The 23,751-nt window shown below is 76.1% G+C and carries 24 protein-coding genes; 16 read left to right on the forward strand and 8 right to left on the reverse strand.

The annotated features are described in order from the left end of the window. Positions 1–264 precede the first annotated feature (264 nt). Positions 265–1,566, forward strand: a complete 1,302-nt coding sequence (locus ACVCAH_RS22940) for an NAD(P)/FAD-dependent oxidoreductase (RefSeq protein ID WP_447138246.1) — start codon at positions 265–267, stop codon at positions 1,564–1,566. 36 nt (positions 1,567–1,602) lie between these two features. Here ACVCAH_RS22940 and ACVCAH_RS22945 read toward each other — a convergent pair whose 3' ends face one another. Beyond that, positions 1,603–2,394, reverse strand: coding sequence for a spermidine synthase (locus ACVCAH_RS22945; protein ID WP_447138247.1), 792 nt, complete (start codon positions 2,392–2,394; stop codon positions 1,603–1,605). A 78-nt stretch (positions 2,395–2,472) separates the two neighbouring features. Beyond that, positions 2,473–3,453, reverse strand: coding sequence for a DUF2267 domain-containing protein (locus ACVCAH_RS22950; protein ID WP_447138248.1), 981 nt, complete (start codon positions 3,451–3,453; stop codon positions 2,473–2,475). Positions 3,454–3,667: 214 nt separating this feature from the next. On the opposite strand from ACVCAH_RS22950, the gene ACVCAH_RS22955 reads away from it, so the two are divergent. Further along, complete coding sequence (locus ACVCAH_RS22955; protein WP_447138249.1) at positions 3,668–3,982, forward strand: hypothetical protein; 315 nt, start codon at positions 3,668–3,670, stop codon at positions 3,980–3,982. A gap of 112 nt (positions 3,983–4,094) precedes the next feature. Here the strand turns inward: ACVCAH_RS22955 and ACVCAH_RS22960 are convergent, their stop codons facing one another. Beyond that, positions 4,095–4,439, reverse strand: a complete 345-nt coding sequence (locus ACVCAH_RS22960) for an STAS domain-containing protein (RefSeq protein WP_447138250.1) — start codon at positions 4,437–4,439, stop codon at positions 4,095–4,097. 187 nt (positions 4,440–4,626) lie between these two features. On the opposite strand from ACVCAH_RS22960, the gene ACVCAH_RS22965 reads away from it, so the two are divergent. The 5 genes from ACVCAH_RS22965 to ACVCAH_RS22985 all read left to right on the forward strand — a co-directional run bounded on the left by ACVCAH_RS22965 (position 4,627) and on the right by ACVCAH_RS22985 (position 9,064). Then, positions 4,627–6,348, forward strand: coding sequence for a PP2C family protein-serine/threonine phosphatase (locus tag ACVCAH_RS22965; protein WP_447138251.1), 1,722 nt, complete (start codon positions 4,627–4,629; stop codon positions 6,346–6,348). Continuing rightward, on the forward strand, positions 6,345–7,388 hold the full coding sequence (locus ACVCAH_RS22970) for a cobalamin B12-binding domain-containing protein (RefSeq protein ID WP_447138252.1): 1,044 nt from the start codon (positions 6,345–6,347) through the stop codon (positions 7,386–7,388). Before ACVCAH_RS22965 ends, ACVCAH_RS22970 begins: the two co-directional genes overlap by 4 nt. Before the next feature lie 104 nt (positions 7,389–7,492). Then, positions 7,493–7,837: an STAS domain-containing protein gene (locus ACVCAH_RS22975; RefSeq protein WP_447138253.1), complete on the forward strand. Its 345-nt coding sequence runs from the start codon at positions 7,493–7,495 to the stop codon at positions 7,835–7,837. Positions 7,838–7,907: 70 nt separating this feature from the next. Then, positions 7,908–8,354: a response regulator gene (locus ACVCAH_RS22980; RefSeq protein ID WP_447138254.1), complete on the forward strand. Its 447-nt coding sequence runs from the start codon at positions 7,908–7,910 to the stop codon at positions 8,352–8,354. A gap of 182 nt (positions 8,355–8,536) precedes the next feature. Further along, positions 8,537–9,064 carry an ATPase gene (locus tag ACVCAH_RS22985; protein WP_447138255.1) on the forward strand — a complete coding sequence of 176 codons (528 nt, stop codon included), beginning with the start codon at positions 8,537–8,539 and terminating at the stop codon, positions 9,062–9,064. 33 nt (positions 9,065–9,097) lie between these two features. Here ACVCAH_RS22985 and ACVCAH_RS22990 read toward each other — a convergent pair whose 3' ends face one another. From ACVCAH_RS22990 to ACVCAH_RS23000, 3 genes are all read right to left on the reverse strand, one after another. Beyond that, complete coding sequence (locus ACVCAH_RS22990; RefSeq protein ID WP_447138256.1) at positions 9,098–9,937, reverse strand: hypothetical protein; 840 nt, start codon at positions 9,935–9,937, stop codon at positions 9,098–9,100. A 297-nt stretch (positions 9,938–10,234) separates the two neighbouring features. Further along, positions 10,235–10,663 (reverse strand): OsmC family protein, encoded by a 429-nt coding sequence (locus ACVCAH_RS22995; protein WP_447138257.1) that lies wholly within the window; start codon positions 10,661–10,663, stop codon positions 10,235–10,237. Positions 10,664–10,763: 100 nt separating this feature from the next. Beyond that, the gene (locus ACVCAH_RS23000) at positions 10,764–11,696 is read right to left on the reverse strand and encodes a serine/threonine-protein kinase (protein ID WP_447138258.1); all 933 of its coding nucleotides are present in this window, start codon (positions 11,694–11,696) and stop codon (positions 10,764–10,766) included. A gap of 194 nt (positions 11,697–11,890) precedes the next feature. On the opposite strand from ACVCAH_RS23000, the gene ACVCAH_RS23005 reads away from it, so the two are divergent. The 5 genes from ACVCAH_RS23005 (at position 11,891) to ACVCAH_RS23025 (ending at position 17,779) form a co-directional block, all read left to right on the forward strand. Further along, positions 11,891–12,124, forward strand: coding sequence for a hypothetical protein (locus ACVCAH_RS23005; RefSeq protein WP_447138259.1), 234 nt, complete (start codon positions 11,891–11,893; stop codon positions 12,122–12,124). Positions 12,125–12,193: 69 nt separating this feature from the next. Further along, on the forward strand, positions 12,194–12,931 hold the full coding sequence (locus ACVCAH_RS23010) for a response regulator transcription factor (protein WP_447138260.1): 738 nt from the start codon (positions 12,194–12,196) through the stop codon (positions 12,929–12,931). Continuing rightward, positions 12,909–14,396 (forward strand): sensor histidine kinase, encoded by a 1,488-nt coding sequence (locus tag ACVCAH_RS23015; RefSeq protein WP_447138261.1) that lies wholly within the window; start codon positions 12,909–12,911, stop codon positions 14,394–14,396. Before ACVCAH_RS23010 ends, ACVCAH_RS23015 begins: the two co-directional genes overlap by 23 nt. A gap of 45 nt (positions 14,397–14,441) precedes the next feature. Further along, a complete protein-coding gene (locus ACVCAH_RS23020; RefSeq protein WP_447138262.1) occupies positions 14,442–16,553 on the forward strand; it encodes an ArnT family glycosyltransferase in 2,112 nt (703 codons plus the stop codon). Continuing rightward, a complete protein-coding gene (locus ACVCAH_RS23025; RefSeq protein WP_447138263.1) occupies positions 16,550–17,779 on the forward strand; it encodes a glycosyltransferase in 1,230 nt (409 codons plus the stop codon). Before ACVCAH_RS23020 ends, ACVCAH_RS23025 begins: the two co-directional genes overlap by 4 nt. Before the next feature lie 15 nt (positions 17,780–17,794). On the opposite strand, the gene ACVCAH_RS23030 is transcribed toward ACVCAH_RS23025, so the two are convergent. Then, positions 17,795–18,649, reverse strand: a complete 855-nt coding sequence (locus ACVCAH_RS23030) for an arginase family protein (protein WP_447138264.1) — start codon at positions 18,647–18,649, stop codon at positions 17,795–17,797. Positions 18,650–18,734: 85 nt separating this feature from the next. Here ACVCAH_RS23030 and ACVCAH_RS23035 point away from each other — a divergent pair, with 85 nt between their 5' ends. Further along, positions 18,735–19,421, forward strand: coding sequence for a helix-turn-helix domain-containing protein (locus tag ACVCAH_RS23035; RefSeq protein ID WP_447138265.1), 687 nt, complete (start codon positions 18,735–18,737; stop codon positions 19,419–19,421). Between the two features lie 52 nt (positions 19,422–19,473). On the opposite strand, the gene ACVCAH_RS23040 is transcribed toward ACVCAH_RS23035, so the two are convergent. Beyond that, on the reverse strand, positions 19,474–19,875 hold the full coding sequence (locus ACVCAH_RS23040) for a VOC family protein (RefSeq protein WP_447138266.1): 402 nt from the start codon (positions 19,873–19,875) through the stop codon (positions 19,474–19,476). A gap of 173 nt (positions 19,876–20,048) precedes the next feature. On the opposite strand from ACVCAH_RS23040, the gene ACVCAH_RS23045 reads away from it, so the two are divergent. The 3 genes from ACVCAH_RS23045 to ACVCAH_RS23055 are packed head-to-tail and all read left to right on the forward strand — an operon-like array spanning position 20,049 to position 23,707. Continuing rightward, positions 20,049–20,198: a hypothetical protein gene (locus ACVCAH_RS23045; RefSeq protein WP_167183181.1), complete on the forward strand. Its 150-nt coding sequence runs from the start codon at positions 20,049–20,051 to the stop codon at positions 20,196–20,198. A gap of 10 nt (positions 20,199–20,208) precedes the next feature. After that, complete coding sequence (locus ACVCAH_RS23050) at positions 20,209–21,633, forward strand: methyltransferase (RefSeq protein ID WP_447138267.1); 1,425 nt, start codon at positions 20,209–20,211, stop codon at positions 21,631–21,633. Next, entirely contained in the window at positions 21,626–23,707 is a 2,082-nt protein-coding gene (locus ACVCAH_RS23055; protein WP_447138268.1) for a sulfatase-like hydrolase/transferase, read from the forward strand. The genes ACVCAH_RS23050 and ACVCAH_RS23055 overlap by 8 nt, the downstream gene beginning before the upstream one ends. The last annotated feature ends 44 nt before the right edge of the window (positions 23,708–23,751 follow it).

The following is a 23,751-nucleotide window of genomic DNA, read 5'->3' on the forward strand; positions in this document are numbered from 1 at the left end:
TTCGCCCGTCATCACTCGGAGCGGGTGATGACGGGCGGTGACCGCCGCTCCTACGGTGAGACGCATGGCTGCCGGGCGTCCGACGTCCGCCGATCCCACGCCGGCCTGGCCGTCCTCCCGGAGAGCGGCGACCAGCGTGCCATGCCGCCCGAACCCGGCCCGAACTTCTTCGCCGTGCTGAGCGGGCCGACCTGTCCGGTTGATCCCCGGCTGAGTGTCCGAAGCGCCACGTTTGTCCGCGCCTACGACGGGAACGGGGCCGGAATGACGAAACCTCGTGTGGTGATCGTGGGGGCCGGGTTCGCCGGTTACCACGCGGCGAAGACGTTGAGCAAGCTGGCCAAGAACCGGGCCGAGATCGTGGTGCTGAACTCCACGGACTACTTCCTCTACCTGCCGCTGCTGCCCGAGGTGGCCGCCGGCGTGGTGGAGCCGACCCGGATCGCGGTGCCGCTCACCGGCACGCTCGACGGGGTGCGGGTGGTCATCGGCGAGGCTGACCACGTCGACCTGCAGAACCGCTGGGTCGGCTTCACCCAGGCGGAAGGGGACCGCAACCGGCTTGCGTACGACCGGCTGGTGCTCGCCGTGGGCAGCGTCAACAAGCTGCTGCCGATCCCCGGGGTGACCGAGTACGCGCACGGCTTCCGCGGCCTGCCCGAGGCGGTGTACCTGCACGACCACGTGGTCCGCCAGATCGAACTGGCCGAGCAGGCCGAGGACCCGGCCGAGCAGCGGGCCCGCGCCACCTTCGTGGTGGTCGGCGCCGGCTACACCGGCACCGAGGTGGCCGCGCACGGCCAGCTCTTCACCGACGCGCTGGTCGCCCAGCGTCCCCGGCTCAAGATCCGCCCCAGGTGGCTGCTGCTCGACATCGCTTCCCGGGTGCTGCCGGAGCTGGACAAGCGGATGTCGGACACCGCGCAGCGGGTGCTCGACCGGCGCGGCGTCGACGTGCGGATGGGCACCTCGGTCGCCGAGGCCACCGCGGACGGGGTCAGGCTGACCGACGGCGACTACGTGCCGACCTGCACGCTGGTCTGGTGCGTCGGGGTACGCCCCGACCCGTTCGTGGCCGAACTCGGCCTGCGCACCGAGAAGGGCCGGCTGGTGACCGACGAGTACCTCACCGTCCCCGGCTTCCCCGAGGTGTACGCCTGCGGCGACGCCGCCGCGGTGCCCGACCTGACCCACCCCGGGCAGATCTGCACCATGACGGCACAGCACGCCCAGCGGCAGGGCAAGCTGGTCGCGCACAACATCGCCGCCTCGTACGGGCAGGGGCGCCGCAAGCCGTACAAGCACTACGAGCTGGGCTGGGTGGTCGACCTGGGCGGCAAGGACGCGGCGGCGAACCCGCTGAAGGTCCACCTGGGCGGTCTGCCCGGCAAGGTGGTCACCCGCGGCTACCACCTGCTGGCCATGCCCGGTAACCGGACCCGCGTCGGCGCCGACTGGGTGCTCGACGCGACGCTGCCCCGCCCGGCGGTCCAACTCGGCCTGGTACCGGCGAACGCCGTGCCGCTGGAGAGCACCTCGCCCGAGGTTGCGGTGCGCGCCCGCTGAGGGCCTTCCGGTTCGCCGCCACGGAGGCGGGCACGGTCAGCGGGCGGCGAGAGAGGCGTCGGTGACCGGGCGGGCACCGGCCACGAACGCGTCCAGGGCCGCGCCGTGCAGCACGCCGCCGGGCACCGGATCAGGGGCGGTGACAGCCGCCAGCCGGCCCACCGGCAGCCGCCCCGGCCGCCGGGCGGCGGCGAGCACCAGGTTGCCGTAACGCCGGCCGCGCAGCATCCGCCGGTCGGCGACCAGACAGACGTCGGCGAACGCGGCCCGCAGGGTGGCCACCTGGACCCGGGCGAAGACCAGCGGCGGCAGGTCGGTCACGTTGACCAGGTAGATGCCCTCCGGGCGCAGGGTGCGGGCCACCTCGGCGGCGAACTCCACGGTGGTGACGTGCCCGGGCATCCGGGCCGCCCGGTAGATGTCGGCCAGCACCAGGTCGTACCGCCCGGACGGCGCGTCGGCCACCGCCTCGCGGGCGTCGGCGACCCGGATCTCCACCTCCGGCGGTGGCGCCGGCAGCTCCCGGGTCACCAGCTCGACCACCGCGCGGTCCCGCTCGACGACCAGTTGCGCCGAGCCGGGCCGGGTCGCGGCCAGGTAGCGGGGGAGGGTCAGCGCCCCGCCCCCGAGGTGCAGCACGTCCAGCGGCCGGCCGGCCGGCGCCGCCAGGTCCGCCCCGGCGGCCATCCGCCGCACGTACTCGAAGTGCAGGTGGCGCGAGTCGGCGACGTCCACGTACGACTGCTCGACGCCGGCGGCGAGCAGCATCCGCCCGCCGGGGCGGGCCGGGTCGGCGACCAGTTCCAACCGGTCGGCGGCGCGGTCCATGGCGGGCAACGCTAGTCGACGCCCGCGGACGGCGTCGCGGACGGGCCGGCGGGGTGCTCCCGCCGGCCCGGCGGGTGGTCAGCCGAAGTTCATCCCGGCGCCCACCTCGTCGATCGCGGCGTCGACGGCGTGGGCGAGGTCGACGTCCAGCGCCGTCACCGCGCGGGCCTGCCGGGACCGAACGGTCACCACCGCCGTGGTCGGGTCCACCCGGCCGATCTGCGGCCCGCGTCCGGTCTCGTCCCGGAGCTGGTCCAGCCGGTCGAGCACCCGCTTCAGGTTGTCCGCCGGCAGGGCGATGGTGCGCGACAGCGAGGTGGTGTCACCCGACCAGTACGGCAGGTCGTCCAGCGCCGCACGCACCTCGGCGTCGCCGAGCGTGGGCGTGCTGGTGACCGAGCCCACCAGGCCGCCGCCGGGCGCCCCCGGCGTCAGCAGGGCACGCAGCCCCTCCGGTACGTGCAGCGACTCGACCAGGTCGCCGTCCTGGTCGGCCAGCGCCGCCACGGTCGCCTCCGCCTGGTAGCGCGCCTGTTCCGGGGTGCTCCCGCTGATCCGGCCCACCTCGGCCAGGAACCCGGACAGGTCCTGGTGGCGCTCGATGCCGTCCACCGGGACGACGTCGTGCAGCTTGGCCGGCACCGTCGTGAGCAGCCGCCGTCGGTCCGCCTCGCCCAACGCCCAGGCCAGGACCAGCACGGTCGCCTCGGCGCCGACCTTCGCGGTCCGGAAGTCCGCCCCGGTGCGGCGAGCGACGTCCTCGACCAGCTGGTGGTAGCCGATCGTGGCCTCGGCCGGCGTGCCCATGCCCGGTTCCGCGCGCGGCCGCGGGTTCTCCGGAATGCCCGCCGGCGGCGGCGCCGGGCCGCCCCTCGTCGCGTCCGGCTTGTGCCGGCTGCCGGCCGGCGGCGGGCCGGCACGCTTACCCCGGTCCAGCTTGGTGAGCTGCTTGGAGCCGCTGAGGCTCGCGCCGACGTCGCCGGCCCGCAGCCCGCGCTCGCGGGCCTGTCGGGCCAGGGCCCGGCGGCGCTGGTTGTCGCCCTCCATCTGCTTGCGCATGGTGACACCTCGCTTCCGCTGGTGTTCCCTCGCTTCCGTCCGGCCGCCTTCCCGCCGTCGCCGCGACCGAAACGGACGCCCCGGGTCGGGCCGGCGCCGCCGGAGCCGGCCGGTGGCAGCTTCATCCCGCCGGGGTGAGGGACGGTCACCCGGGCGCCGCCGACGATCGGGGCGGACCGGGAAACTTCCGAGGTACGCGGAAGGGAAGGTCGTCATGAAGAGGATCGTCGAGATCGTGCCCGCCCGACCCGGCTGGTACGCCCGCTGGCGGCTCTCGCCCGAGGACACCCGTTGCTACCCGGTGAGCCTCTGGGCGTTGCTCGAGGAGGCCGACGGCACCGGCCGTGAGGTGGTCGGGGTGGACTGCATCGGGCAGTGGCCCGGAGCGGACGACAACGAGGCGGGTGGGGAGTTCGTCCGCTATCTCTTCCAGACGCCCGATTCCGGCCCACCGGACGACGCCGAGCCGCCCGCGGCGCCCCGCCGCGGCACGACCGGGCCACGGTTGCAGCCGGTCGCGGCGCCCTGAGCCATCCTCCGGCCCCCGACCCCTGGTCCCAGGGTCGGGGGCCACCCCCCGTCCGTTTCGTGCCGGTTGACCCGCGGTCCCGTGTGGGTGACCGGGGAGCGGGCATGAGCCCTCAGCCGGCGGCGCGCATCCCGCCGTCGGACGGGCGCTCCACGCCCAGCAGCTCGGTCAGGCCGGTGCGGTCCAGCAGCTGCCGGAGCTGGGGCCCGAGCCCGGTCAGCCGGACCGGCCCGGTGCCGCTGCGGTGCACCACCACGAGCGCGCTCAGCCCCGACGAGTCGCAGAGCGCCACCCCACCCAGGTCGATCACGAAATCCTGGTAGCCGTCCCGGCGCAGCTCGGCCGCCGTGGCGAGCAGCTCCGGGGCGGTGTCGAAGTCGAGTTCGCCGGCCAGCCGCAGCCGGGCCCGCCCGGCGTCGAGCCGGTCCACCTCGATGGTCAACAGCTGGGCGGCCATCCCCCCATGTTCCCAGCCGCCCGTCCGATGGCAAGCCGGGGGGCCGTGCGGGCGCGCGGGCAGGCCCCGGAGACGCGTGGGGTGGCGCTGCCGGCGGACCGGCGTAGGGTGGGGTGCACGGACCTGACCAGGGACGCCGGTCCGCGGCGCGGCGCGGCGTGCCGATGACGAGAGTGGGGCTCAACTGGTGACTTCCACCGACGTCAGGGGCTCGGACCCGGGCGACGGTCGGATCTCTACGCCGGGCACCGCACGGGCGCCGGTGCGGCCCGCCGGCACACCGCCGATACCGGCCCGGGACCGCGCGCCGGGCCCGGTCGACTGGTCCGAGGTCGTCGCGCATGTCCGGGAAGGGTTCGTCGTCTGCGACGCCCGCGGCGTGGTCCGGCACGTCAGCCCGGTGGCCGAGCGGCTGCTGCCCGAGGTGACGCCGGACGAGCCGCTGTCCGCCGCCGGCCTGCCGGGGCTGACCGCCGCCGGCGAGTTCACCCACCACGGCCGCCGGCTGCGCACCCGCCTGGTGCCGCTCTCCGGCGCCCGCCGCTGCTGGTACGTCGAGGACGTCACCGAGAGCGTCGTCCGCGCCGACGCGCTGCTCGCCGAGCGGGCCCGCTCGGCCTTCCTCGCCGTCGTCGGCGACAAGCTCGGCAACCCGCTGCACCCGGACCGGGCCGCCGCGGCGGTGGTCCGGCTCGCCGTGCCCACCCTCGCCGAGGTCGCGGTGCTGGTGCTCGCGCCCCGCTCCGGCCGGGCCCGCTGGTGGCGGGCGACCCGGGCCGACGACGAGGGGCACACCGTCGACAGCGGGGTGCTGGCCGCCGCCGACCTGCCGGCGGCGATCGCCGACGGGCTCGACGGCGCCGAACCGCACGCCGTCGACTGGCTGGTCGAGCAGGCCGCCGGGGCCGGCTGGCTGCCCGGCCTGGCCGCCGCCGAGACCACCGCCCGGGTGGTGCCGCTGCCCGGCCGGGAGGCTCCGGCCGGGGTGCTGCTGGTCGCCCGCCGGGCCACCCGGTGGTACGCGGAGGACGACCTCGACCTCGTGCGCGCGTTCGCGGCCCGGGCCGGGGCGGCGCTGACCACCGCGCTGCTCTACCGCGACCAGGCCGAGGTGGCCGACACCCTGCAGGCCAGCCTGCTGCCGGTGGAGCCGGCCGAGGCGGCCGGTGTGCAGTGGGGCACCGCCTACCGGCCGGCCCAGGCGGGGCTGCGCATCGGCGGCGACTTCTACGGCTCGCACCGGTTGACCGACGGCGGTTCGGTCTTCTTCCTCGGCGACGTCTCCGGCAAGGGCGTGGAAGCGGCGGTGTTCACCGGTCAGCTGCGCCAGTGCCTGCAGGCGCTGCACCGGGTGGAGTCGCAGCCCGCCCGGCTGCTCAAGCTGCTCAACGACGCCCTGCTGGAGACCACCCAGGCGCACGGCCAGGGCCGCTTCGCCACCATCGTGCTCGGCGTGGTCCGCCCGCACCGCGACGGCGGTCTCACCCTGACCATGGCCGGCGGCGGGCACCTGCCGCCGCTGGTGCTGCGCGCCGCCGGCACGGTGGAGCCGGTGGCGCTCTCCGGGATGCTGATCGGGGTGGTGCCCGACCCGCGCATCGGCGAGGTCACCGTCCGGCTGGCGCCGGGGGAGACCTGCCTGCTCTACAGCGACGGGGTGACCGAGGCGCGCGGCGGCCGGCGCGGCGACGAGCAGTTCGGCACCGAGCGGTTGGTCACCGCGCTCACCGGCTGCCACCGGATGCCCGCGCCGGCGCTCGCCGAACGGGTCGAACAGATCACCTGCGACTGGCTCGCCCAGGGCGACCACGACGACATCGCGGTGCTGGCCCTGCGCGCGGTCGGCCCGGGCGCCCGGCCGACCCGGCACTTGCATTCCGTACCCGAGCCGAGGGAGACCCGACCGTGACCGCCGCGACCACCGAGGCCGACCCGGCGGCGGCCTTCCCGTCATACCTGCACTGCCTCCAGGAGGCCGACGAGTACGCGGCGATCGAGGTCGCGCGGGGCCTGCTCGACGCGGGGGTGCCGGCCGAGCGGGTGCTGCTCGACCTGGTCGCCCCGGCGCAGGCCGAGGTGGGGGAGCGCTGGGCGCGCAACGAGTGGAGCGTGGCGCAGGAGCACGCGGCCACGCACATCAGCGAGCGGGTGGTGGCCGCGGTCGCGGCGCACGCCGATCCCCGGCCGACCCGGGGGCGGGTCGTGGTGGCGTGCATGGACGGCGAGTGGCACGCCCTGCCGCCGCGGCTGGTCGCCGAGGTGCTGCGGCTGCGCGGCTGGCAGGTCACCTTCCTCGGGGCCAGCGTGCCCGCCGCGCACCTGGTGTCCTATCTGCACCGCCACGACGCGCACGCGGTCGCCCTGGCCTGCGCGCTGCCGATGCGGCTGCCGCACGCGCACCGCATGATCGAGGCGTGCCGTCGCTCGGACGTGCCCGTCGTGGTGGGCGGGCGCGGGTTCGGGGTGGACGGCCGGTGGGCCCGCCGGCTCGGGGTGGCCTGGGCGCCGGACGCGCCCGCGGCGGCCGACCTGGTCGCCGACGAGCGGTCGTTGCGTCGTACGCCACCGGCGGCGCTGTCCCACCTGGCCGACGACGAGTACGCCAGCCTGGTCAAGCGGCGGGGCGAGCTGATCGACGACGCCCTGGCCGATCTCCGGGAGCGGATGCCGGCCACCCGCGACTACACCCCCGCCCAGCTGGATTCGACGATCAGCGACCTCGGCTACATCCTGGACTTCCTGACCGCCGCGCTCTACGTGGACGACGGCACGCTCTTCACCGACTTCGTCGACTGGATGGCCGGCATCCTCACCAGCCGGGGCGTGCCGGCCGCCGCGCTGGCCATGACCCTCGGGCACTACGCCGGGCTCCTGCGCGACTTCCCCCGCGCGGCGCGGTTCCTCGCGCTCGCCCGGGCCTCGGTGGCTCCGGCGGCCGGCGCCGCCTGACCGCGCGGGCGGCCGGCGTGACCGCGTGCCGCGGCGCCCCGGCGCTCCCCGCCTATACTTGCCCCACTGCAAGCGTTCGCCTGCGGCGGAGCGAGGGAGACACGGTGACGTTCACGGTCACGTACACCGAGCGCGACGGTGGGGCACGCCTGTGGCTCGCCGGGGAGCTCGACCTGAGCACCGCCGGGGAACTGGCCGCCGTGCTCGACCGGCTGGCCGACGCCGGGACGCACCGGTTGCTGGTCGACCTCAGTGGGTTGACCTTCTGCGACTCCACCGGCATCGCCGCCTTCGTGCGAGGGGACAACCGCGCCGCGGCCGCCGGGGGATGGCTGCGGATCACCGGGGCCACCGGCCGGGTGCGGCGGGTGCTCCAGGTCACCGGGCTGGGCGAGGTCCTGGGCCACGAGTCCGACATGACCGACCCGGCGTCACAGACCGCCTCGTGATGGGCTAGATTTCCCCGCCAGCACGGTGATCGCCCGGTCTCCGTCCTTCGCCGACCCGAGGCAGGTAGTGATGCGTGCAGACACCCCCGGTCCGGTCCGCATCCTGGTGGTGGACGACGACCCGGGCGACGTGCTCATGATCGAGGAGGCGCTCGCGGACTCCGACGTCGACAAGGTCATCGACGTGGTCGGCGACGGCCAGGAGGCGATGGAGTTCCTGCGCCGCGAGGGCCGGCACATCGACGCCCGGCGGCCCGACGTCATCCTGCTCGACCTCAACATGCCCCGGATGGACGGACGGCAGGTGCTCGGCGAGGTCAAGGGTGACGAGGACCTGCGGACCATCCCGATCGTCGTGCTGACCACCTCGAACGCGGACACGGACATCGTCAGCAGCTATACCCTGCAGGCCAACGCGTACGTCACCAAGCCGATCGACCTGGACGACTTCAACGACGTGGTGCGCCGGATCGACGAGTTCTTCGGCCGGGTCGTGGTGCTGCCCAAGCGTCCCTGACGCGGCGCGACGTCCGGTTCGCCGCCCGCGCGGCCGTATCGTCCACGCCGGGCCGCCGCGCGACACCCCCGCTCCGTCCGGCGCTCGGATGCTGAACATTTTTCCCGAACCCGCTCGGCCGTCGCCGCCAGCGCAGAGGATCCAGATGGGGAAGACACACCAGCTGCCTGGGGGGCGACAGTATGAGATTCTCCGTGGTTGACACCGGCTACGACCCGCGGCAGGTCGATTCCTGCCTGGACGACCTGGGGGTCCGGTTGACCCGGCTCGCGGCGCGGGCGGAGCGCGCCGGGGGAGCCGATCGGGAGTGGGACCTGATCCGGCAGGAGGCGACCGGGCTCCTGGGTCTGCTACGGCGGCTGGAGGCCGGCGAGGGCCGGCGCGGCCCCGGCGAGCTGGAGCGGGAGGCGGCCGAGATCCTCGCCCGGGCGCGGTTCGAGCTCGACGCGGCCCGCGAGGAGGCCCGGCAGCTGCGCGAGCAGGCGTACGCCGACGCGCTGCGCGCCCGCCGCGAATTCGAGGCGGCGTTGCAGGCCCGGCGGCGCCGGGAGGCCCGGGCCGACGAGGTCCTCGGCGGCCTGCGGGTCGAGCCGGTGCCCCCGGACACCCCGACCGCGGCCGCGGCGGTCACCGGCTCCGGCGTGCCGGCGACCCGGGCCGCGGCCGGTGGCGAGCCGGACGCCGCCGGACGCGACGCGCGGGTGCGCTGAGCGGCTCGGACGACCACCGGGTGGCGGCCGGGCTCAGACCAGGGCGGCCACCACGGTGGTGGCCCGCTCCTCGTGCTGGGCGTACGCGTAGGGGAAGGCGGAGATCTGCACGGCCTGGGCGGCCCCGGTGACGCTCATCTCCTGCCAGCCGGGGATCTCGCGCAGCGCCGCGTAGAACGCCCGCGCCGCGTACGCCGGGCGCATCAGGTCCCGCACGGTGCCCCAGCCGCTGCTGGGGCGCTGCTGGAACAGCCCGACGGAGTCGTGGTCCCAGCCGATGGCCTGGTGCGGGTAGTCCTGCGACTCGGGGAGCACGCCGCTGGCGTAGTTGTAGAGGTTGCTCTCCTGCATGGCGGTGGCGATCGCGACCACCAGCCCCCGGCGGGGCATCTTCATGTCCAGCCCGACGTCCACGATGACCTTCGCGTTGTCCATCTGCGCCTGGGTCAGCCCGGCGACCGGACGGGGACGGCGGGGCTTGGCGGGCTTCTTCGGCGGCTTGCGGGTGGCCGAGGGGGTGGGCTTCGGCGTCGGGCTGGGGCTGGCCGGCGCGGGGGACGCGGTCCGGTCCAGCGACCGGGAGGCCGGCTCGTCGGCCGCCGCGGCCCGCTCGGCCACCGCCTCGGCCACCGTCTCACGCGGCGGGGCGTCGTTACGGATGACACCGAACGCGGCCACGCCGAGGCAGCAGGAGACGCCGGTGGCGAGCGCGACCCGGGCGGGCGCCGAGGTCAGCAGGGCACGGACGCGGCGCCGGGGCGGTTCGGGGGCGCGGTGACGGCCGATCGTCTGTTCGGTTGATGCGGCGTCGGTCGGATGGGTATCCGGCCGCTCCTCGGTCAGCTTCTGGGCGGAGGGGTCGTCGTGGTGCACCCGCCGAGGCTAGAAAGCCCTTCCGCCGTTGCCACCGGTCTGGTTGGTGGCATGCGTCACAATTTGGCCCGATCCGAAGGACGATCGTGGGCAGTTGATCAGTTAACCGGCATCACACTGGTGTCCGTCTTTCCCTACATGCCGGATATTCCTGGAGGAAACCGGCAGATCATCGATCTTGGGACGACGGTTCGCGGGTGGTGCCGACCTCCCCCGAACGGAGGAGGCCGCCTTCGGTCGTCCGGGCCCGGCCGGACTGGGCCACGCGGTCCACCGCGGGCCGGCCGGGCCGGTGGGTCAGTGGCGACCGTTCTCGGCCGGGCTGACCGTGAGCCGGTGGCGGCTGCCGTCGCCGCTGGAGAACGGCCAGAGCTGGTCGGCGTGCTCGACCAGCTGCGCCAGCTGCTGCCGGCTCAGCCCGGCCGAGGCGATGGAGGCGTGCACGTCGGCCCGGTACCGGCCGTCGTCGTCGCGGCCCAGCTTCGCCTCCGCGCGGACCTGCACGGTGTGCGCCTCGTCGGTGATCCCCCCGGCCGCCTCCACCGCCGCATGGTGCAGGCAGGACGCGAAGGCGGCGGCGAGCAGCTGCGACGGGGTCAACCCGGTGCAGTGCGGCGCCAGCGGGGACGCCAGCGCGCTGTCGAGCACCTCGTCGTCGGTGCGTACGTGGCCGCCCTCGGCGGTCGCGGTGGCTGTCTCGTTGAGCCAGGAACTCGGATCCGGCATCGCGTTCCTCCCGTCACTCCCCGCCCGGCTACCCGGCCCCTGCCCGGTGAAACCGCAGGGCAGGGCGCATCGGCCGGCTCCGGGGGTGAGCCGGCGCCCGCTACCCGTCCGCGACCGGGGCGACCTCGGTCGCCTCGGCGGCCGCCCGCTCGGTCCACGGGGACACCGCCGGCCGCCGCGGCCGCGGGGGAGTCGGCAGCCGCATCGGCACGTACACCCGGGCGTCCACCGCCTCGGCCAGCACCAGCGCCGCCACCAGGCTGCTCGGCCGCGCGGCCGGATCGTCGGCCAGGCAGCGCGCGCACAGCTCGGCCACCTCCGCCGGCAGCCCGTCGACCTCCGGTAGCGGCCGCGGGGGTTGCCGGCGGCGCGCGCCGAGCAGCTGGGTCATCGTGCCGGCCGGGTACGGCAGCCGCCCGGACAGGCAGTAGTAGAGCAGCACGCCGAGGGCGTACATGTCGGCGGCCGGGGTGGCCGGGGCCCGGTCCAGCTGTTCCGGCGCCAGGTACGCGGGCGTGCCGACGACCATCCCGTCCGGCGTCGGGTCCGGGGCGCCCGCCGGGGTGGCGATGCCGAAGTCGAGCACCTTGACCCCGGCCGGGGTGAGCATCACGTTGGCCGGCTTGACGTCCCGGTGCACGATGCCGTGCGCGTGCGCCGCGGCCAGCGCGGCGCTCACCTCGGCGCAGACCCGCACCGCGATCCGCCAGTCCAGCGGCCCGGCCCGCAGGTGCGCGGCCAGCGTCTCGCCCTCGGCCAGCTCCATCACGATGTACGGCACCTCGCGCCCGGGCAGCGTCGCGCAGGTGCCGAAGTCGTGCACGCTGGCCACGTTCGGGTGCACCAGCCGGGCCGCGGAGCGGGCCTCGGCCCGGATCCGCTCCACCGAGGTGTCCTGCTCCTCCTGCCCGGGCGAGATCAACTTCACCGCGACCGGCCGGTCCAGCACCGCGTCGTGGGCCCGCCAGACCTCCGACATGCCGCCGATGCCGATGCGCTGTTCGAGCCGGTACCGCCCGTCCAGCGTCCTCATCGACCGCTCCTCGTGCTCGTCACCTCCGGCACCGCGGCGGTGCCTCCGGTCGCGGTACCCGGCCCCCGATCAGGGCAAACCGCCGGCCCTTCCGACGCGACCGGGTCTGGCCGGCGCGGCGCTGCGGTAGCTTGCGAGCCAGGGCGGTGTCCGGGCCGGCGGGCCGGCCGCCGCGACGCGCAGGAGGTCGGGCGATGAGCGAGGTGAGCGTTCGGTTCGTCGGCGGGCCGGCCCACGACCTGGTCCGGGAGCTGCCCGCCGACCCCGACGGCGCGCCGCCGGCGCGATGGATCCTGAGCCACCCCGGCGAGGCCGGCGCGGCCATGCCGGGCGGGCCGGACCACCTCTACGAGCGGGGCCACCCGGACGGTGGGGGCACCTGGACGATGACCTACGTGCGCACCGACCCGGTCGGCATCACCGAGTGAGCCGCCCGCACAGCTGGCACACAGCCGGCACACACGTGCGCCGCAGGCTGCCCGGCCACCATGGCGGCCATGGAGAGGAACGGGCAGACCCGGGTGGAGCTGCGGCGCCCGGACGGTGAGCCGGTCCGGGTGCTGGTGGTCGACGACGAGCCGACCCTGGCCGACCTGCTCGCGATGGCGCTGCGCTACGAGGGCTGGCAGGTGCGCACGGCCGGCGACGGGACGGCGGCGCTGAGCGCGGCGCGGCAGCTCCAGCCGGACGCGGTGATCCTCGACGTGATGCTGCCGGACCAGGACGGATTCCAGGTGCTGCGGCGGCTGCGCGAGCACGCCCCGACCGTCCCGGTCCTCTTCCTGACCGCCCGGGACGCGGTGCAGGACCGGGTCGCCGGGCTGACCGTGGGCGGCGACGACTACGTCACCAAGCCGTTCAGCCTGGAGGAGGTGATCGCCCGGCTGCGGGGGCTGCTGCGCCGGTCCGGCCTCGCGGTCGCCGCGCGGGAGGAGGCGGTGCTCACCGTCGGTGACCTCAGCCTCGACGAGGACAGCCACGAGGTGCGCCGCGCCGGCGAGTCGATCACCCTGACCGCCACCGAGTTCGAACTGCTGCGCTACCTGATGCGCAACCCGCGACGGGTGCTGAGCAAGGCGCAGATCCTGGACCGGGTCTGGCACTACGACTTCGGCGGCCAGGCCAACGTCGTCGAGCTCTACATCTCGTACCTGCGGAAGAAGATCGACGCGGGCCGCGAGCCGATGATCCACACGCTGCGCGGGGCGGGGTATGTCCTCAAGCCGGCCGGGTGACCGCGCCGGTCAGCCGGGCCGGCTGCGGCGCTGGCTCGCCGGCTGGTCGCTGCGTACCCGGCTGGTGGTCACCCTGGTCGGGCTGCTGGCGCTGGTCAGCGTCGCGATCGGCGGCCTGACCACGGTGGCGCTGCGGCAGTTCCTGGTCGAGCGGATCGACGCCCAGCTGGTGCCCGGGGCGATGTCCCGGGGCGACCGCCCGTTCCCGCCGTTCTCGGCGGGCCGGCCGGACCTCCCGCCGGGGCTGCCGCCCGGCTCCGTCGCCGCCACGGTCGTCGACGGCCGGGTGACCGAGGCGCGGACCCAGGCCGGCACCCGGCCCGGCGGTGAGCCGGTGCCGGTCGGGGAGGTGGCGGCGCTGGCCCGGCTGCCGGTGGGCGGGGCGCCGCGCACGGTCGACCTGGGCGAGCGCGGCGACTACCGCGCGGTGGCCCGGCAGTTGCCCCGCGGACGGGCCCAGGTCGTCGCGCTGCCCCTGGCCGGGGTGCGGGAGACCGTCTGGTGGATGGTCGCCGCGCAGGCCGGGGTGGCCACCGCCGGCCTGCTGGTGGCCGGCACCGCCGGGGCGCTGATCGTGCGGGCCACGCTGCGCCCGCTGCGTCGGGTCGCCGCGACCGCCGGCCGGGTGAGCGAGCTGCCGCTGGACCGCGGCGAGGTGGCGCTCTCCGAGCGGGTGCCGGCGGCGGACACCGATCCGCGGACCGAGGTCGGCCAGGTCGGCGGCGCGCTGAACCGGATGCTCGGCCACGTCGCCGACGCGCTCGCCGCCCGGCAGGCCAGCGAGACCCGGGTACGCCAGTTCGTCGCCGACGCCAGCCACGAGCTGCGCACCCCGCTGGCCGCCATCCGGGGCTACGCCGAGGTGGCCCGGCGCGGCCGGGCCCGGGTGCCGCCCGACGTGGCGCACGCGCTGCGCCGGGTGGAGTCGGAGAGCACCCGGATGACCCGCCTCGTCGACGACCTGCTGCTGCTCGCCCGGCTGGACGCCGGCCGGCCGCTCGCGGTCGAACCGGTCGACCTCACCGCGCTGGTGGTGGACGCGGTCAGCGACGCGCACGCGGCCGGCCCGGAGCACTGCTGGCGGCTCGACTTGCCCGACGTGGTGATCCAGGTCCCCGGCGACGCCGCGCGGCTGCACCAGGTGCTGGCGAACCTGCTGGCCAACGTGCGGGTGCACACCCCGCCGGGCAGCACGGTCACCACGACGCTGCGCGCCGAGCCGGATGCCGCGGTGCTCAGCGTCGCCGACGACGGCCCCGGGGTGCCCCCGGAGCTGCTGCCGGAGGTCTTCGAACGCTTCGCCCGCGCGGACAGTTCGCGCTCCCGGGCGCACGGCAGCACCGGTCTCGGCCTGGCCATCGTGGCCGCCGTGGTGGAGGCCCACCACGGCACCGTCGCGGCGGACAGCCGGCCCGGCCGGACCGTGTTCACCGTGCGGCTGCCGAATCCCACAGCGGACGCATAGCCGGCTCATCGGGGCAGGCCAGGTGGGCCCCGGAGGCTCGCCGGCATGGACCGAATCCCGAGTGTGCTGACCGTGCCCAGCCCGCCGGCGTCCGAGCCGGCGGCCCGCGGAGCCGGCGAACGACCACCGCCCCGACCCGACCGGCGCCCGCCGCGCTGGACCCGACCCGCGCTGGTCGCCCTGCTGCTGGCCACCGGCCTGCTCTACCTGTGGGGGCTGGGCGCCTCCGGCTGGGCCAACTCGTTCTACGCCGCGGCGGCGCAGGCCGGCTCGGTGAGCTGGAAGGCGTTCTTCTACGGCTCGTCGGACGCGGCCAACTCGATCACCGTCGACAAGACCCCAGCGGCACTGTGGCTGATGGCCCTCTCGGTACGCCTCTTCGGCCTCAACAGCTGGGCGCTGCTGGTGCCGCAGGTGCTGTGCGGGGTCGCCTCGGTCGGCGTCCTGTACGCCACCGTCCGGCGTTGGCATGGCCCGGCCGCCGGCCTGATCGCCGGTGCGGTGCTCGCGCTCACCCCGGTGGCCACCCTGATGTTCCGGTTCAACAACCCGGACGCACTGCTGGTGCTGCTGCTGGTCACCGCCGCGTACGCGACGGTGCGGGCGGTCGAGTCGGCCGGCACCCGGTGGCTCGTGCTGGCCGGCGCGCTGGTCGGCTTCGGCTTCCTCACCAAGATGCTCCAGGCGTTCCTGGTGGTGCCGGTCTTCGCCGGGGTCTACCTGCTGGCCGCGCCGACCGGCGGGTGGCGGCGGCTGCGCCAGGTCCTGCTGGCCGGGCTCGGCATGGTGGTGGCCGCCGGCTGGTGGGTGGCGATCGTCGAGCTGGTCCCGGCGAATGCCCGGCCGTACGTCGGCGGCTCGCAGACCAACAGCATCCTGGAGCTGACCCTCGGCTACAACGGCCTCGGCCGGATCACCGGCGACGAGGTGGGCAGCGTCGGCGGCGGCCGGACCGGCGGCGGGGGTCCGTTCGACGGGCAGGCGGGCTGGCTGCGGATGTTCGGCACCGAGGTCGGCGGCCAGATCTCCTGGCTGCTGCCCGCCGCGCTGATCCTGCTGGTCGCCGGCCTGGCGCTGGCCGGCCGGGCGGCCCGTACCGACCGCGCCCGGGCCGGGCTGTTGCTCTGGGGCGGTTGGCTGCTGGTTACCGGACTGATCTTCAGTTTCATGTCCGGCATCTTCCACGCGTACTACACGGTGGCCCTCGCCCCGGCCGTCGGCGCGCTGGTCGGCATCGGCGTCACCCAGCTCCGGCGGCAGCGCGCCGGCGGGCCCGGGTGGCGGTCGATGGCGGCCACCTCGACCCTGGCCGGGGCGATCGCGGTCACCGCCTGGTGGTCCTGGACGCTGCTGGGTCGCAGCCCCGACTGGTACCCGTGGCTGCGCACCGCCGTGCTGGTCGCCGGGCTGGCCGCCGCGGCGCTGCTGGTGCTGGCCGACCGGCGGTTCCGCCGGCTGGCCCCGGTGGCGCTCGCGCTGGGCGCCGCCGCGGCGCTGGCCGGGCCGGCGGCGTACGCCGGGCAGACCGCCGGCACCCCGCACACCGGGTCGATCCCGTCCGCCGGGCCGGCGGTCCGCGGCGGCTTCGGCCCCGGCGGCGGCCCCGGCGGTCAGCCGCCCGGGGCTGGCCGGGCCGGTCAGCCTCCCGCCGGCCCGGGTGCCGGCCAGCTCCCGGCCGACGGCCAGCGCGCCGACCGGGGCCAGTTGCCGATCCCGGGCCAGGTCCCCGGCGGCGGGCAGCTGCCGCCCGGCGCGGAAGCCTTGGCCCGGGGCGACGGCATGGGCGGACTGCTCGACTCGCGCGAGCCCAGCGCCGCGCTGCGCGACCTGCTGAGCCGCGACAGCGACGACTACACCTGGATCGCCGCGACCGTCGGCTCGAACAACGCCTCCGGCTACCAGTTGGCCACCGGCGATCCCGTGATGGCGGTCGGCGGCTTCAACGGCAGCGACCCGTCGCCGACCCTGGCGCAGTTCCAGCGGTACGTCGCCGACCGCCGGATCCACTGGTTCATCGGCGGCGCCGGATTCCGGGCCGACGGCGGCAGCGCGGCCGCCCAGGAGATCGCCACCTGGGTCGTCGCGACGTTCGAGGCGCGAACAGTCGACGGCGTCACCGTCTACGACCTGACCGACGCCGCGGAGGGGAGAGCATGACCAGCTCCATCGATCCCCGGTCGGCCGTGCGGGCCCGGCCCGTCGCACCCGCCGCGGTGCTGGACGTGGTGATTCCCGTCTACAACGAGGAGACCGACCTCGGCCCGCGCGTACGGCGGCTGCACGCGCACCTGACCGAGCACTTCCCGTACCCGTTCCAGATCACCATCGCCGACAACGCCAGTGTCGACGGCACCCACGCGGTGGCCGAGGGGCTCGCCGCCGAGCTGCCTGGGGTCGGGGTGCTGCACCTGGCCGACAAGGGACGCGGCCGGGCGCTGCGGGCGGCCTGGTCGGCCTCGTCCGCGCCGGTGCTGGCGTACATGGACGTGGACCTCTCCACCGACCTGGCCGCGCTGCTGCCGCTGGTCGCGCCGCTCATCTCCGGCCACTCCGACCTGGCGATCGGCACCCGGCTGGCGCGTACCTCACGGGTGGTCCGGGGCGCCAAGCGGGAGGCCATCTCCCGGGCCTACAACCTGCTGTTGCGCAGCACCCTCGCCGCCCGGTTCTCAGACGCGCAGTGCGGGTTCAAGGCGATCCGGGCGGACGTCGCCGAGGGCCTGCTCCCGCTGGTCCAGGACACCGGCTGGTTCTTCGACACCGAGCTGCTGGTGCTCGCCCAGCGGGCCGGCCTGCGCATCCACGAGGTTCCGGTGGACTGGGTGGACGACCCGGACAGCCGGGTGGACATCGTCGCCACCGCGTACGCCGACCTGCGGGGCATCGGCCGGCTGGGGCGCGCGCTGCTGACCGGCGCGCTACCGCTGACCGAGCTGCGCGAGCAACTGGGCCGCGCCCCGCTGACCGTGCCGCCGGCGCGGGTGCCGGTCGGGCTGCCCCGGCAGCTGGTCCGGTTCGCGGCGGTCGGGGTGGCCAGCACACTGGCGTACCTGGTGCTCTTCGTGGCGATCCGGCCGGCGCTCGGCGCCCAGCCGGCGAACCTGCTGGCGCTGCTGGTCACCGCCGTGGCCAACACGGCCGCGAACCGGCGGCTGACCTTCGGCATCTCCGGGCGCCGGCACGCCGGGCGGCACCACCTGCAGGGCCTGCTGGCCTTCGGGCTCGGCCTGGCCCTGACCAGCGGCGCGCTGGCGGTGCTGCACGCGGCGGCGGCCGCCGCGTCCCGGCCGGTGGAGCTGGCGGTGCTGGTGGCCGCGAACCTGGCCGCCACCGTGCTGCGGTTCGTGCTGCTCCGCCTCGGCATGCACCACCACTGCGGCTGACCGGCGGCTGCGCGGTCAGCGGCTCAGCAGTTCGGCGAGGACCTCGACGACACGCCGCGTGTGGCGCCCGTCGGGGTCCTCGTCGGTGTTCAGGTCGGTCACGCTCATGCCGAGCAGGCGGTCGGCCCGCGCCAGCGGCGTGACCAGCGCGGTCAGCTCGGCCCAGCGCAGCCCGTCCGGCTCCCGGTAGGTGACCGCCGGCAGGTCGCGCGGGTCGACCGCGTCCAGGTCGAGGTGCAGCCAGGCCGGTCCGTCACCGGCCGCGGCCAGCTCCGCGCCGACCTCGCCGGCGCCGCGCCGGCGCAGCTCCGGCACCGGAAGCTGGTGGATCCGCGGGTCGATCCGGTCCGCCTCCACCTGACTGGCGGGGTCGTCGGGCGGGCGGTGCCCGAGCAGGTGCACCCGGGCGGGGTCGACGAGCGGGCCGTCGTGGTCCACGGCGGCGGCCGGGCCGTGCCCGGTGACCACCGACAGCTCCATGTCGGCGCCTTCGCCGGTCTCCGAGGTGCGCCCGTCGTAGAAGTCCGGGTGGCCGTCGACGAACCAAAGCGTCACCGCCGGCGGCAGGGCCAGGCAGATGCCCGGCAGGATGGCGCAGTCACCGCCCAGCACCAGGGGGCGGCGACCGGCGGCGAGCAGTTCGCCGACCCGCGCGGCGACGGCGGCCCCGGCCCGGCGTACCTGGACGGCGCCGATCAGCCCGCTGGCCGGGTCCCGCTCCGGGTCGTCCACCACCGCGTCCACCCGGCCGCCGTCGTCCGCGCCGAGCGCGGCGAGCAGGCCGGCGGCGCGCAGCGCCTCGGGCGCCCGCTGCTCGCCCCGGCCCGTCCCGGACGAGTCCAGCGGCGCGTCCAGTACGACCCATCGCACCCCGGCAGGGTAGCGGCGTGGCCCGCGGTCGGACCGGCGATCGCCGGGGTCGTGCCCCGACCGGAGGCGTGGCAGGCTGGGCGGCGTGTACCGGGAACGACCCGCCGGCGTCGCCGGTGCGGTGCTCTGGACCGCCACGACGGCCGGCACCGCACCGAACCGGGTGCTGCCGGACGGCTGCGTCGACCTGCTCTGGTCCAGCCACGCCGGGCTGCTGGTGGCCGGGCCGGACCGCACCGCCCACCTGAGCCCGGCCGTGCCCGGCCAGCGCTGGGTCGGGCTGCGGCTGCCGCCCGGCACCGGCCCGGCCGTGTTCGGCGTACCCGCCGTCGAGCTGCGGGACCGGCGGGTCCCGCTGGCCGACCTCTGGGGTGACCGGAAGGTCGCCGGCCTGGCCGAGCGGGCCGTGGCCGACCCCGGCGCCGTGCTGGTCGAGGTGGCGCTGCGGCGGCTGCGCGCCACCGGCGGGCCCGACCCGCTCGGCGCGCGGGTCGCCGCCGCGCTGACCGCCGGCGCCCCGGTGGCCGCGACCGCCGCCGAGGTCGGGCTGGATCCGCGCGCCCTGCACCGCCGGTCCCGGCAGCTGTTCGGGTACGGCCCGAAGACCCTCGCCCGGATCCTGCGGATGCGCCGGGCGCTGGCGCTGGCCCGGGCCGGCACGCCGCTGGCCGAGGTGGCCGCCCGCTGCGGCTACGCCGACCAGGCGCACCTCACCCGGGACGTGCGCGACCTGGCCGGGGTGCCGCCCACCGTGCTGCTCGCCGCCGGCTGACGCGCTAAGCCGGCGACGCCGGCCCGTGGGCTGCACGGTCCGGCCGGGCGGCTCAGCCGGCGGCGCCCGCCACCCAGGCGAACAGGTCCACGCCGTTGCCGTCCGGGTCGAGCACCACCGCGTACCGCTGCCCCCACTCGGCGTCCCACGGCGGCAGGTGCCCCTGGTAGCCGGCGGCGAGCAGGTCGGCGTAGACGCGGTCCACCTCGGCGGCATCGGCGCAGCGGAAGGCGAGACTGGCGCCCCCGCCCTGGCCGGGCTTCCAGTCCGGGTCGAACGAGCGGATGGTCTCCACGGTGTCCCAGGCCAGCCGGAGGCCGCCGGGCAGGGTGATCTCCACGTGCGACTCGGTGTCGGCCTCGGCCGGGATGTCCAGGCCGAGCCGCCGGTAGAAGGCGAGGGAGCGGGACAGGTCGCTGGTGACCATGCCGATGAGATCGAGTGTCGGTGCCATGGCGTCCACCGTAGGGACGCGCCGGGCCGGGTGTCTTGAACGAAACGGACGCCGGACGGAGTGGCCGGTGTGGCCCGCACGGGGCGGACAGGCGGCGTACGGTGTCAGAAGTCCGGCATTTCCGGCCATAACGGGGGCGCCGGTGTCGACACGGCGAGGGGAAGGAGCGGTCGGTGAACCATCTGGCCTACCTGGACGCGGGGTCCGGCAGCCTGATTGTGCAGGCGGTGGTCGGCGGGGTGGCCGGCGCGGCGGTGGCCGCCAAACTCTACTGGCGGCGGCTCGTCGACCGGTTCCGCCGGCAGCCCACCGACCAGCGCTGACCCGCCGGCGATGGCGATCTCCGACACCGGGGTCCGGCCCGAGCCCGCCTCGTTCCGCGACCCGGCCAACCGGGTCTTCCACGCCGGGGGCGACGTGTTGCGCGGGCTCGACGCGCGGGCGGCCGAGGAGTGGCGGGCCCTGGCCGCCACCGACTTCTTCCCCGCCCTGCTGGCCGCCGGCAAGGTCTGCGGCACCGAGCCGGCCGACCCGGCACTGCTGCCCGCGGGCGCCGGCTGGGCCGCCGTGCTCCGGCACGAGCGCATCCCGTTCGTCTCCCACCCGTACGAGTGGTCCTTCAGCATGCTGCGCGACGCCGCGCTGCTGCACCTGGAGATCCTCCGCGCCGCGTTGCCGGCCGGGTTCACCACCAAGGACGGTTCGGCCTACAACCTGCAGTGGCGCGGCGCCGAGCCGGTCTTCATCGACGTCGGCTCCTTCACCCCGGTCCGCGACGGCGAGCCCTGGGCGGGCTACCGCCAGTTCTGCCAGACCCTGCTCTATCCGCTGCTGCTCGGCGCCCACCTCGGGCTGGACTTCCAGCCCTGGTTGCGGGCCCGGGTGGACGGGATCGACGCCGACCAGATGCGCCCGCTCTTCGGCGGCGCCCGCCGGCTGCGCCCCGGCGTGCTCACCCACGTGCACCTGCACGCGGCGATGCAGAGCCGGCACGCCGGCACCAGCACCGCCGACGCCCGGGCCCAGCTGCGCGCCGCCGGCTACTCGGCGGAGCTGGCGCTGGCCACCGTACGCGGCATCGAGAAGCTGGTCCGCCGGCTCGACCGCCCGGCCGCCGCCAGCCACTGGTCGGCCTACCAGCGCACCTGTGGCTACTCGGCGGGTGACCGGGCCGCCAAGGAGGCGTTCGTCGCCGGAACGCTGGCCGCCATCCCGCGCGCCCGGCTGGTGCTCGACCTCGGCGCCAACGACGGCCGGTACGCCCGGCTCGCCGCCCGGCACGCCGACTACGTGGTCGCCGTGGAACAGGACCCGGCCGTGGTGGACGAGCTCTACCGCGCGTTGCGCGCCGAGGGCGAGCGGCGCGTCCTGCCGCTGGTGATGGACCTCGCCGACCCCTCACCGGCCGGCGGCTGGCGGGGCGTCGAGCGGGCCGGCTTCGCCGACCGGGCCGCCGCCGACCTGGTGCTCGCCCTCGCCGTGGTGCACCACCTGGCGATCGGCCGCAACGTGCCGCTGCCCGAGGTGGTGGCTCTCCTCACCGAACTCTGCGCGCCCGGCGCGCGGATCGTGGTGGAGTTCGTCCACCCCGACGATCCGATGGCCCGCCGGCTGCTGGCCAACAAGCCCGACGGACTCTTCCCCGACTACCGGCGCGACGAGTTCGAGCGGCTGCTCGGCGCGCGGGGCCGGATCGAGCGCCGGCTGGAACTGCCGTCGGGCACCCGGACCCTGTACGCGGTGGTCGTGGGTGGCTGAGCCGGCAACGGCGCCCGGCCCGACCGATCCGCGCCCGAGCGGTACGGACCCGGGCGGGCCCGCGCCCCCGGCCGGGCCGGCGGCCCGCGAACCGTCGTCGGGCTGGCGGGCCGAGGTCGCCCGGCTGCTGGAGGTGGCGGCGCTGGTCGGGCTGGTGGTCACCCAGCCGCTGCTCGACGTGCTCGGCCGCAGCCCGGACTTCTTCCTCTTCCACCGCGCCGACCGGGGCGAGATCCTGCTCCTGGTGGTGCTGATCGCGGTCGCGCCCACGCTGGCCGTGGGGCTGCTCGGCGCGCTCACCCGGCTGGCCGGCCGGGCCGTCCGCGCCGCCACGCACACGCTGCTGGTCGGGCTGCTGCTGGCCGCGCTGGCCGTGCAGGCCGGCCGGCACGCCACCGGCCTGCGCGGCGTACCGCTGCTGGTGGTGGCGGTGGTGGCCGGCGCGGCCGGGGCGGCGGCGCACCGGCGGTGGCGGGCGCCCGGGCGGGTGCTGCGGGTGGCCGCCGCCGGTCCGCTGGTCTTCGTCGGGCTGTTCCTGTTCGCCTCACCCGCGTCGGCCGTGGTGCTGCCCCGCGGCGAGGGCGGCGCGGCCGGCGCGGCCCAGGGGGGACGGCATCCGCCGGTGGTCCTGCTGGTCCTCGACGAGTTGCCGCTGGTCTCCCTGCTCGGCCCGGACGGGCGGATCGACGCGGCCCGGTTCCCGCACTTCGCCGAGCTGGCCGCCGGCTCCACCTGGTACCGCAACGCCACCGGGGTCAGCGGCTGGACCCCGTACGCGCTGCCGGCGATGCTCACCGGCCGGTACCCGGCGCGCGGTGTGGCCCCGCACTACTCGCAGTACCCGGACAACCTCTTCACCGCCTTCGGCGGCCTGTACGACATCCGCGCAGAGGAGAGCATCACCCGACTCTGCCCGCCCAGCCGCTGCGACCAGCCGGTCACCCCGGAGCAGGGGCTCGGCGTGCTGGTCCGGGAGACCGGCAAGCTGCTGGGCCGGGTGGCCGCGCCGGTGGAGAGCCGGATCGACCCGGAGGACTCCTACCGGGAGCGCACCCGCGCCGAGGCGGGGCTGGACGCCGCCGAACCGGTCCCGGCCGACCCCAAGTTCCGCTGGGACAACCTGGACGACAACCAGCCGGCGCGGTTCACCGCGTTCCTGGCCGGCCTCAAGCCCGCGGCCCGGCCCACGCTGCACTTCCTGCACCTGCTGATGCCGCACTCGCCGTGGACCTACCTGCCTTCCGGGGCGCGCTACGACGCCCCGGAGGACCTGCCGAACGAGGGCGCCGGCTGGGTGGACCTGGCCCGGCAACGCCACCTCGCGCAGCTCGGCTACACCGACCGGCTGATCGGCGAGACGCTGCGCACGCTGCGCGCCACCGGCCTCTACGACCAGGCCCTGCTGGTCGTCACCGCCGACCACGGGGTGAGCTTCACCCAGGGCGCCCAGGGGCGGGGCATGGACGCGATCCGGGCCGCGTCGGACGAGGTCGCCTGGGTGCCGATGTTCGTCAAGTCGCCCGGCCAGCGTGCCGGCCGGGTCGACGACCGCAACTGGGAGCACGTCGACCTGCTGCCCACGCTCGCCGACGAGGCCGCCATCCGGCTGCCCCACCGGGTCGACGGGCGGTCCGCCCGACAGACGCCGCGCGGTGCCGGGAAGTCGTTCTACGATCGCCCCGGCCAGCTGGTGCCCCTCCCCGGCGGGGTGCCGGGCCCGCTTCCGCCGCCGGCCGTACACCCGCTGGTCGGCACCGCGGTGGGGAACCGGCCGACCGGCGGCTCGGCCCGGGTCGCCGACCTGGCCGCGTTCGGCGACGTCGATCCGGACACCGGCCGGCTGCCAGCGCTGGTCTGGGGCGACGTGCCCGACCCGGTGCCGGACGGCACGCTGCTCGCGGTCGCGGTGAACGGCCGGGTCGGCGCCGTGGTCCCGGTCGTGGCCCGCGACGCCGGCGGCCGGCGGTTCGCCGCCCTGCTCGCCGACGACCGGCTCTTCGCCGCCGGCGCGAACCGGCTGGAGGTCTACCAGCTCGCCGCCGACGGTACGCTGCACCGGCTCGCCCTCTCCTGAGCGCGCCCCGCGCCCGGCCCCGTTCGGCGCGTGCTCCCGCAGCA

It is taken from the genome of Micromonospora sp. LZ34 (assembly GCF_052981855.1).

Bases quoted from the DNA above. Each gene is read 5' to 3' on its own strand.
- ACVCAH_RS22940 (WP_447138246.1), top strand. From the start codon at position 265: ATGACGAAACCTCGTGTGGTGATCGTGGGGGCCGGGTTCGCCGGTTAC.
- ACVCAH_RS22945 (WP_447138247.1), bottom strand. From the start codon at position 2,394: ATGGACCGCGCCGCCGACCGGTTGGAACTGGTCGCCGACCCGGCCCGC.
- ACVCAH_RS22950 (WP_447138248.1), bottom strand. From the start codon at position 3,453: ATGCGCAAGCAGATGGAGGGCGACAACCAGCGCCGCCGGGCCCTGGCC.
- ACVCAH_RS22955 (WP_447138249.1), top strand. From the start codon at position 3,668: ATGAAGAGGATCGTCGAGATCGTGCCCGCCCGACCCGGCTGGTACGCC.
- ACVCAH_RS22960 (WP_447138250.1), bottom strand. From the start codon at position 4,439: ATGGCCGCCCAGCTGTTGACCATCGAGGTGGACCGGCTCGACGCCGGG.
- ACVCAH_RS22980 (WP_447138254.1), top strand. From the start codon at position 7,908: ATGCGTGCAGACACCCCCGGTCCGGTCCGCATCCTGGTGGTGGACGAC.
- ACVCAH_RS22985 (WP_447138255.1), top strand. From the start codon at position 8,537: ATGAGATTCTCCGTGGTTGACACCGGCTACGACCCGCGGCAGGTCGAT.
- ACVCAH_RS22995 (WP_447138257.1), bottom strand. From the start codon at position 10,663: ATGCCGGATCCGAGTTCCTGGCTCAACGAGACAGCCACCGCGACCGCC.
- ACVCAH_RS23000 (WP_447138258.1), bottom strand. From the start codon at position 11,696: ATGAGGACGCTGGACGGGCGGTACCGGCTCGAACAGCGCATCGGCATC.
- ACVCAH_RS23005 (WP_447138259.1), top strand. From the start codon at position 11,891: ATGAGCGAGGTGAGCGTTCGGTTCGTCGGCGGGCCGGCCCACGACCTG.
- ACVCAH_RS23010 (WP_447138260.1), top strand. From the start codon at position 12,194: ATGGAGAGGAACGGGCAGACCCGGGTGGAGCTGCGGCGCCCGGACGGT.
- ACVCAH_RS23015 (WP_447138261.1), top strand. From the start codon at position 12,909: ATGTCCTCAAGCCGGCCGGGTGACCGCGCCGGTCAGCCGGGCCGGCTG.
- ACVCAH_RS23020 (WP_447138262.1), top strand. From the start codon at position 14,442: ATGGACCGAATCCCGAGTGTGCTGACCGTGCCCAGCCCGCCGGCGTCC.
- ACVCAH_RS23025 (WP_447138263.1), top strand. From the start codon at position 16,550: ATGACCAGCTCCATCGATCCCCGGTCGGCCGTGCGGGCCCGGCCCGTC.
- ACVCAH_RS23040 (WP_447138266.1), bottom strand. From the start codon at position 19,875: ATGGCACCGACACTCGATCTCATCGGCATGGTCACCAGCGACCTGTCC.
- ACVCAH_RS23050 (WP_447138267.1), top strand. From the start codon at position 20,209: ATGGCGATCTCCGACACCGGGGTCCGGCCCGAGCCCGCCTCGTTCCGC.